The sequence below is a fragment of the Pseudomonas sp. BTN1 genome, from assembly GCF_001907715.1.
GTDB classification, from domain to species: domain Bacteria; phylum Pseudomonadota; class Gammaproteobacteria; order Pseudomonadales; family Pseudomonadaceae; genus Aquipseudomonas; species Aquipseudomonas paracarnis.
In genome coordinates this window covers 1-7,506 of record NZ_MPBM01000065.1, presented here as the reverse complement: position 1 = coordinate 7,506, position 7,506 = coordinate 1, and the positions used below count along the sequence as shown (strand labels likewise).

Annotated in this window: 7 protein-coding genes and 1 pseudogene; 4 read left to right on the top strand and 4 right to left on the bottom strand. The window is 50.1% G+C overall.

The window, feature by feature from the left end:
* On the bottom strand, positions 1-486 hold a 486-nt coding region (locus tag BMH52_RS25780), incomplete at its 3' end, for a TetR/AcrR family transcriptional regulator (RefSeq protein WP_073845493.1).
* A gap of 403 nt (positions 487-889) precedes the next feature.
* On the opposite strand from BMH52_RS25780, the gene BMH52_RS25775 reads away from it, so the two are divergent.
* Together BMH52_RS25775 and BMH52_RS29785 are read left to right on the top strand one after the other, a co-directional pair.
* Entirely contained in the window at positions 890-1,513 is a 624-nt protein-coding gene (locus tag BMH52_RS25775) for a glutathione S-transferase family protein (protein ID WP_169878815.1), read from the top strand.
* A 439-nt stretch (positions 1,514-1,952) separates the two neighbouring features.
* Positions 1,953-2,108 (top strand): annotated as a pseudogene (locus BMH52_RS29785) (IS5/IS1182 family transposase); the annotation flags it as partial.
* 222 nt (positions 2,109-2,330) lie between these two features.
* Here BMH52_RS29785 and BMH52_RS25765 read toward each other — a convergent pair.
* Positions 2,331-2,738, bottom strand: a complete 408-nt coding sequence (locus BMH52_RS25765) for a carboxymuconolactone decarboxylase family protein (protein ID WP_010562376.1) — start codon at positions 2,736-2,738, stop codon at positions 2,331-2,333.
* A gap of 50 nt (positions 2,739-2,788) precedes the next feature.
* Here BMH52_RS25765 and BMH52_RS25760 point away from each other — a divergent pair, with 50 nt between their 5' ends.
* Entirely contained in the window at positions 2,789-3,652 is an 864-nt protein-coding gene (locus tag BMH52_RS25760) for a TetR/AcrR family transcriptional regulator (RefSeq protein WP_233098363.1), read from the top strand.
* Positions 3,653-4,066: 414 nt separating this feature from the next.
* Here BMH52_RS25760 and BMH52_RS25750 read toward each other — a convergent pair whose 3' ends face one another.
* Entirely contained in the window at positions 4,067-5,707 is a 1,641-nt protein-coding gene (locus tag BMH52_RS25750; protein ID WP_127882194.1) for an MFS transporter, read from the bottom strand.
* Positions 5,704-6,756, bottom strand: a complete 1,053-nt coding sequence (locus BMH52_RS25745; protein ID WP_052673020.1) for an HlyD family secretion protein — start codon at positions 6,754-6,756, stop codon at positions 5,704-5,706. The genes BMH52_RS25750 and BMH52_RS25745 overlap by 4 nt, the downstream gene beginning before the upstream one ends.
* A 355-nt stretch (positions 6,757-7,111) precedes the next feature.
* Here BMH52_RS25745 and BMH52_RS25740 point away from each other — a divergent pair, with 355 nt between their 5' ends.
* Positions 7,112-7,441 carry a hypothetical protein gene (locus BMH52_RS25740; RefSeq protein ID WP_032902032.1) on the top strand — a complete coding sequence of 110 codons (330 nt, stop codon included), beginning with the start codon at positions 7,112-7,114 and terminating at the stop codon, positions 7,439-7,441.
* Positions 7,442-7,506: the final 65 nt, after the last annotated feature.

Sequence of the window (7,506 nt, the reverse complement as noted above, 5' to 3'; positions counted from 1 at the left end):
GTATAGCGCCAAGGCCGTTCGGTAAGCATCACCTTGCGGCAAAGAACCGTCTAGTTGACCCTGCTCAAGACAGCCAGAAATACGTTCAATTATCTGATCTGTTCCGTCACGGAGAGTGAGGCGCATAACCTCCGAAAGATCTGCAACCTCAGCGCTCAGTTTAACTACAAGACACTTTTGCTCATCGCAGGGCTTACAATAGCTTTCAAGCCATTTCTGCCAATATCCCATAAGCCGCTCACGGGCTGTATTGCCGGTAGCGGCAAATCGTTCATCCATGTTCGCCAGATAATTGCGAAAGTAATCCTCGAGCAAGCACTGCCCGTACTGCTCCTTGGATTTGAAGTAATGATAGAACGAACCTTTTGGCACACTTGCGGCTTGCAGAATCTCGTTAAGCCCAACACCCGTGAACCCCTTAACCACCATCATTCGGTGACCCGTATCGAGCAAATGTTGGCGCGTATCATCGTAACGTGGTTTCATCAGTGCAAGCTACCATAAAATAGACCAGTCGTCTATGTGAGATTTTTGCTCCAGAGATTGTAGCAATTGTTGATGGCCGCCGCAGGTCTAAACACCAACCCACGCTCGGCATCCTCATAGCGCCGCAGTACACGCAAAGAACCAATCCTAAGCCTCCCAAAGCTCCTTGGATTTCTGTGGGCGCACTCCTCTCTCGCTAGAAGACAAGCATCGAGATGCAGATCTCAAAGGACTCGGAGCGGACCGTAAGTGCTATCGGAGCATTCAGCCCACCAGAATAGTAGACTGGTCGCATATTGACAGATACAATTTCTTGCCTACTCGTTGCGAGTCCGCAAATTAACTATCGATAGCCTCAGACAATGCACATTTCCCTTACCGAGATCACTCAGAAGGCGTAAAAATGATGATAAAACTTCACCACCTCAATGACTCAAGGTCGTTTCGTATTCTGTGGCTGCTGGAAGAAATAGGCCAACCATATGAAATTATTCGGTATCAGCGTGATAAAAAAACACATCTAGCCCCCGAGACACTGAGGGGCATTCACCCCCTAGGCAAATCTCCAGTTATCGAGCTTGATGGAAAAATAATTGCGGAGTCAGGCGCGATCGCAGAAATCCTGATAAAAAAATTCGCACCTCATTTAGCACCAACAGAAAGCTCTGCAGAATACCTTGACTACTTACAATGGATCCATTTCTCAGAAAGCTCGGCAATGCTTCCGTTCTTACTGAAAATATTTAATGAGTTTGAAACACAATCTGGAACCGAACTAAAATTCCTTAACAACTACGCCGAAGCTGAATTCAATAAAGTTTTTTCCTATCTAAACAACCACTTGAATAACAAAAAGTTTTTAATCGAGGAGAGACTCACAGGAGCAGACTTCATGCTGGGATTTGTGGTGAAAGGCGCGCTCAACCTGCTCAAATCCAAGAGCGAATTTCCACATATTGAAACCTACATTAAAAACCTTGAAAACCAGAAAAGTTACAAGCTAGCGCTGGATATAGACGCGAAGTGAGTTTAGCTTTTTAACAAATAGCTGTGGCAGACTCTCAAACTGCCATGGCTCTCACCATCATGAAGCTAAGACCACCAAAGCTGACATCCTTCAAGTGACGGAACACTGGAGTGATGATCAACCTGCTTAAAAGCTTGTCAGTAACCAGGCTTAAAAATTTACTCAGCTAACGATGAATACGGCTGTTACGTCAGAGCCAGACCGGGCGTCGCTTCGCAGCTACACAATAGCAAGCACAGGCTTACATGTTGGAGCTTATTGAAAAATGACCCAAGAAAAATTTATGTTTTTGTGTCCCAGTGGCAGTGGATAAGCTTGGCAGTAGTATCCCGATTGAAGTCGCATCGACACCCACTGCAGGTAGGCATGCGATTCAGAGCGACGTATATAACGAGCCTACAGAAGCGAGCGGTAAAGTAATTTTGAATAAGTTCTAACACCCTTTCCAATGATCAATAGCCAGTTCAGTTTTGTGAAAACACGCTTCCCTAGCCTGGCAAAGGACACGGCACATCTGGCGACGCGATTTGCAATGTCGAATCTGTGGATGGCATTCCGACATTTAGCGAGCGATACAGGAGAGGTGTGCCTGTAATATAGGGAATAGCCACCGCGAGGTTCTCACGGCGGCTAATAAAGATAGGAATGAGTGAGTGATCTGAGCGTTTTGGATCAAATCGGCACTTTCAAAATTGAAGGCAGCCGAATTTTACAAAAAAATATGACTACCTCAGACCACCCCTAGCCGGGCCTTCCAAACATCGCAGAGCCTTGTTTTATTCTCGAGCTCCCTACTAAAAAAGCAACAGATAACACTTTAAGCATCGAGCACTGCAAATACTTCTCCAGCAGACTGAATCGCCGCTAGTGCAGCAGGAACTCCGGCAGCTATACCTATTTGGATAATTGTGTCAATAATTTCCTGACGCGAAACACCGGCACGCAAGGCTGAGCCAATTCGCAGTTTCAGAATGGGAGCAGCAGTTGCTCCTAGCGCAACACATCCAGCTACCATAATGAGTTCTCTGGTACGCAGATCTAACGAACTCTGCCCATAGACATCGGCAAATTCCCACTCCATAACAAATCGGCCTATAGCAGGAGCAAGGTCCTTTAGCCCGTCCAAGAATTCACTAGAACGCAGCCCAGTGATCTCCTCAAACGCCGCCTGGCCAGCAAGGAAACGCTGATCGTTGACTGATACAGTTTCGGGGGCTTTAGCCATTACAGAAATCCTCCTAATTGATTTGAAATGCGCTTCAGTTTGTCCGCAACATGAATAATTACCGGATGGTAATTATAGGGCAAAAAATCAACCGATCAATAGTTATTTACCAATCAGTAATTAGCGAGCGTGGTGCGACATTTCACTGCAAAGCGTCCCACCTTGTTTACCAAGCGATTGTCTATCGTTATGCTGAAAGCATGATCAGATCACCACAATCGAAACGCAAATGTGCCCCCGCCGAGACGATCGACGACTCCTCGAGGCCAACGCCAAACAAACGCAAACGCATGCCCCCCCAAGAGCGTGAGAGGGAGATTATTGAAGAGGCGGTACGCTTTTTCGCCGAGGTCGGATTCGAAGGTACCCTACGCGAGTTAGCCGAACGCCTTGGAATCACACACCAGAACCTGTTTCGTTATTTCGCAACGAAAGAGGCGTTGATAGATAGAGTGTACCAAGAGGTCTACCTTAGCCGCTGGCAACCTGAATGGGAGGCAATGCTAAAGCAGCCTGGAAAGACCTTGGAAGCGCGATTAATCGACTTTTACAAGGCATATTTGCCTGCGATCTTTCGATATGACTGGGTTAGGATTTTTATTTTTGCAGGACTCAAGGGCGTCGGCATCAGTCAACGTTATCTTTCCCTAATCCAGACCAAAGTGATCGAACCAGTGGCGATGGAATTACGTGAGCTTTCCTGCGAAAAGCCACCCGGTGAGACCTTATCGTCGGCTGAGCTTGAAGTTGCATGGGGATTACACGGTGAATTATTTTATCTTGCCCAACGTCGCTGGGTATATGACATGACAGTTCCGGAAGATCTGGATCGTTTTATCGAAATATCTATCATTCGCTTCCTGCATGGAGCACCTGCTGCCATGCAGGCATTGACGCGCGACGGAGCTAACTAAAAGTTGCGACGCCAGCTCACACGATTAAATCGTCCCGCTCACGCGCACCGCCAATCACTCCGACGGCTCCTATAACAGTACCGTCGCGAAGCAACTGTATTCGCCAAGAATATATCGCAACTGCCCCCCCTCCCCGTTCGAACTATTTATAGCGAAGAGTGGTCCGCCTGACTGAATATATCGAGCCATATCTAAAGGGCTAATACCGAACTCACCAATCCGGATATGCGCGATTAAATCCTCTCCAGCGTCCTCCACCGCAATCCTCATCGGCTGATTGATTCGCTCAGTCTTAAATTGCGCCGCCGCAATAGACTAAAGGGCATTATTCAGACTCAACATCAATGAAGTCCTTTGAGTATGGATACCATTAAATATCATACACTCTGGCGAGAGTGCTAATAAGCACGGTACTCAAGCGTGGCGGACATTAGAACTGGGATGTCCCGATCCGTAGGGCATCATAAATGCCGCCAACACTGCACCTATTAATGTAACCACAGCGATCGCTGCCAAGGTATCGGCATGCGCCAAAATCTGAGATTGAAGCCGCACATTACTAGCTAGTAGATGCAATGCCTGTTCCGTCGCCTGATCACTGCCGCTGGACCGCATACTGACTGCCGAGATAAGGGCATCCAGCCTCGCTGAAACAGCGGCCGAGGATGTGCTCACATGATCCATAAGTACATTAGATCGGGTTTGCTCACGTACTCGATCCAAAGTGCTAACCCAAGCCAAACCCGCCGTACCGCAGATACTGCGCATAACATTGAATGCCATAGCAGCATGCAATCCCTCGCGCGGCAAAAGATCACCAACATACAAATACAGTAGTGGCAACAAGATCAGGGGCAGCCCTAAGCCCTGCAATATCTGCCCAATGCGCAACTCATCGCCCTCCCATGAGCCGTCGATGTTCAAGCTGTCATGCAGAGCACCCGTGGCGACCAATACGCCCCCCAATACAAGTAAACGACGGGGACCTCCCAACCATTTCCTATCCAAGCACACTACCGCGCCCGCAAAACTAATCAATTGCGGCCAGCCTGCATCCCACAGCACCGCTCCCAATTCGCGCGGATGATAGCTGTGTATCTGTATAAGGAATTGGGGAATCACATAGCTGCAACCTGTCACAGCGACACTGAAAGGCAAAATTCCCAAAATGCCCAGTACTATATTGCGTCTCGACAGCAGTTCTACATTAAGCAGGCGATCATGCCTCACTCTGACCACGTGATATATAAATCCGCATATGGCAACCGTACCGGCGAATAGCAACACTCTAATTGGGGTTGCCTGTAACCAATCAAGCCGATTACCCTGATCGAAAGCACAGGCGAGCATGCCAAGCCCGCCAACGAACAGGAGCATTCCAAACCGATCCATATGAAGCAAAGGCCGCAAACGCAGTCTTTCGCGCGGCAGACCATAGAAACCCGCGATCAATGCGAATATGCCAGGCAGAAGGTTTGCGAGAAACAGTGCGCGCCATCCCCAGTGGTCGAGCAGCCAGCCTGTGATTGCAGCGGCCAACTGCGGGGCCAGAGTCGAGGCGGAGATATACAGTGCCAAAGCAAGAGCACGATGCCTAGCCGGTAGAGTTCGCAATAGCGCAACTATCGCCATCGGTAATAGGACCCCGCCGGCCATACCCTGTGCAAAGCGAACGATGATCTGAGCAGCATAAGGAGGGCTGAACGCCATTAATACCGAGGTAGCCATAAAGAGCAACGTTGCCCCTAACAACACCCGTCGAAGTGATAACGCAGTTGCCAACCAGCAGCCAATCACCACGCCGACTACATCTCCAGCGGCATAAGCTGAAGAAAGCAAAGTACCTTCGTCAACCCCCAGGCCTAAACCACCCCGTACATCGGCAAATCCCAGCACAACGTATCGGGCACCGAGCACGGTCATCCAGGCTGCAGCAATAGCGGCCACGCAGGCCGAAAAACGCCGACGATCCCATCGAATCAAAGATCCGGGAAAAAGTCGCGACTTCAGCCGACTATTCACTTCTGATACGGCAAGGCCTAAAGAGTCACTCACACCCGCCCTCGCAGCCAGCCGGTTAACCAATCAATAAAATTTCCTGAACTCAGTCCGGTTGATGTGTGAATGGTCGTAGTAACGGACATACCCGGGAGCAGAGAGGACTGCGAATCCTGACTCGGGTCAAGTGTGATCTTCACCGGAAAACGCTGAACTACCTTAGTGAAATTACCTGTCGCATTGTCGGCTGGAAGCAAAGCAAACTGCGCCCCGCTGGCAGGCTGAAGACTGTCAACCTTACCTTCGAATGCTCGGCCAGGCAGACTGTCAACCAAAATAGTAACGCGCTGTCCTGGGCGTATATGCGTTATCTCGCTTTCCCTAAAATTTGCGACCACCCAAACATGTGGCAGCGGAACTACATCGGCGATCAGCGTTCCGGTGCGCACATACATACCAGGACGCACATGACGCTCGCCAATGACGCCATCAACCGGAGACGTGATACGTGTCCAGCCAAGATCTATATTGCGCAGATTCAGACTCGACTGTGCAGCCTGAAGATTGGCTCTCGCCTTGTTTATACTCGCATTGCTCATTTTCTCCCGCTGTTGCGCCGCCATCCACTCGGCGCGCCTCTGGGCAAGATTAGCGCTCAAACGCTTAACGTCTGCATCAATACCATCAACCTGCTGGCGAGACACAGATCCACTTGGCAGTAAAGCATGATAGCGACTGTGATCAGCAACTGCGCGATCCAACTCAGCGTGTAAAGCCCGTAAGGATGCCGCAGCCGCTTCTACTTGAATCTGTTGATATTGCTTTTGGCTGAGAGATTCGACCAGCGCGGCAGCGGCTAAATCAGACTTAGCCTGAGCTTCGGCGACCTTTTCTCGATAATCAGCATCCTGCACTAATGCCAACAAATCGCCAGAACGCACTCTCTGATTGTCGCGGATCGGCACATCCACGAGATATCCTTCAACGTGTGATACTAGCGGGGTCAGATCGGCCCGGACGTAGGCATCATCAGTAGTCACACTGTCCCTGTACGGAATCGGGTACCAGACTGCCACCGCAGAAGCGAACAGCACGGACGATGCCATAGCGAAGCGCCTTGACATTCGCACTCTGGTTGTAACAAGCGGCCAACCCACTATTAACGCCCATCTACTTTTTATTCTGCGACGAGATCTGCACGTCGCATCCCCACTTTTTGCCGCAGATTGTCGGAGCATCTACAACCACCATTAATTACCATTTGGTAATTATAGGTCTTGAGATCGGCAAGTCAACCCGAGTTCAGTTACCGCAAGCACCAGCTGTTACCGATCGAAATCACATCCGAAAATATTTCAGATCTATATCACCTACGTGAACGCCCCACGGTATCGACTGCTGTCGGGGATTTGGCGTGCTCACTTTTGGCTCAGCACGCTCATCACTGGAGAGGATCTGCGTATGTATAACCCGTGCCCAAGCTGTAACTCTGGACGCGTCGTCACGAAAAATATCGGTAAACAAACGGGTGGATTAATTGGTGCGGCAGGCGGTGTGGCCAGCGGTGCCGCCGGCGCCCTTTCAGGCGCAGAAGCCGGCGCGGTGCTGGGAGTAGTCGGCGGGCCGGTGGGAATCGCTATCGGCAGCATCGCCGGGGCGATTTTGGGTGGTCTGTTCGGTGGGGTCGCAGGTGGCATTGCCGGGGCCACGCTGGGCGAGCAGATCGATGAAAAAATCCTTCTCAACTATCAGTGCCTGGCGTGTGGCTACAGCTTCAGCGTCAACCGTTAAGTCGTTGTGAACAGGCGTCGTTGGTTAATGAAACGACGCGCTTTTCCCTTCATTCGCACGGACTC

What these genes read in the sequence shown, in the direction of transcription:
- BMH52_RS25775 (WP_169878815.1), top strand. Translation starts at nt 890, where the DNA reads ATGATGATAAAACTTCACCACCTCAATGACTCAAGGTCGTTTCGTATT.
- BMH52_RS25765 (WP_010562376.1), bottom strand. Translation starts at nt 2,738, where the DNA reads ATGGCTAAAGCCCCCGAAACTGTATCAGTCAACGATCAGCGTTTCCTT.
- BMH52_RS25760 (WP_233098363.1), top strand. Translation starts at nt 2,789, where the DNA reads ATGAATAATTACCGGATGGTAATTATAGGGCAAAAAATCAACCGATCA.
- BMH52_RS25745 (WP_052673020.1), bottom strand. Translation starts at nt 6,756, where the DNA reads ATGGCATCGTCCGTGCTGTTCGCTTCTGCGGTGGCAGTCTGGTACCCG.
- BMH52_RS25740 (WP_032902032.1), top strand. Translation starts at nt 7,112, where the DNA reads ATGTATAACCCGTGCCCAAGCTGTAACTCTGGACGCGTCGTCACGAAA.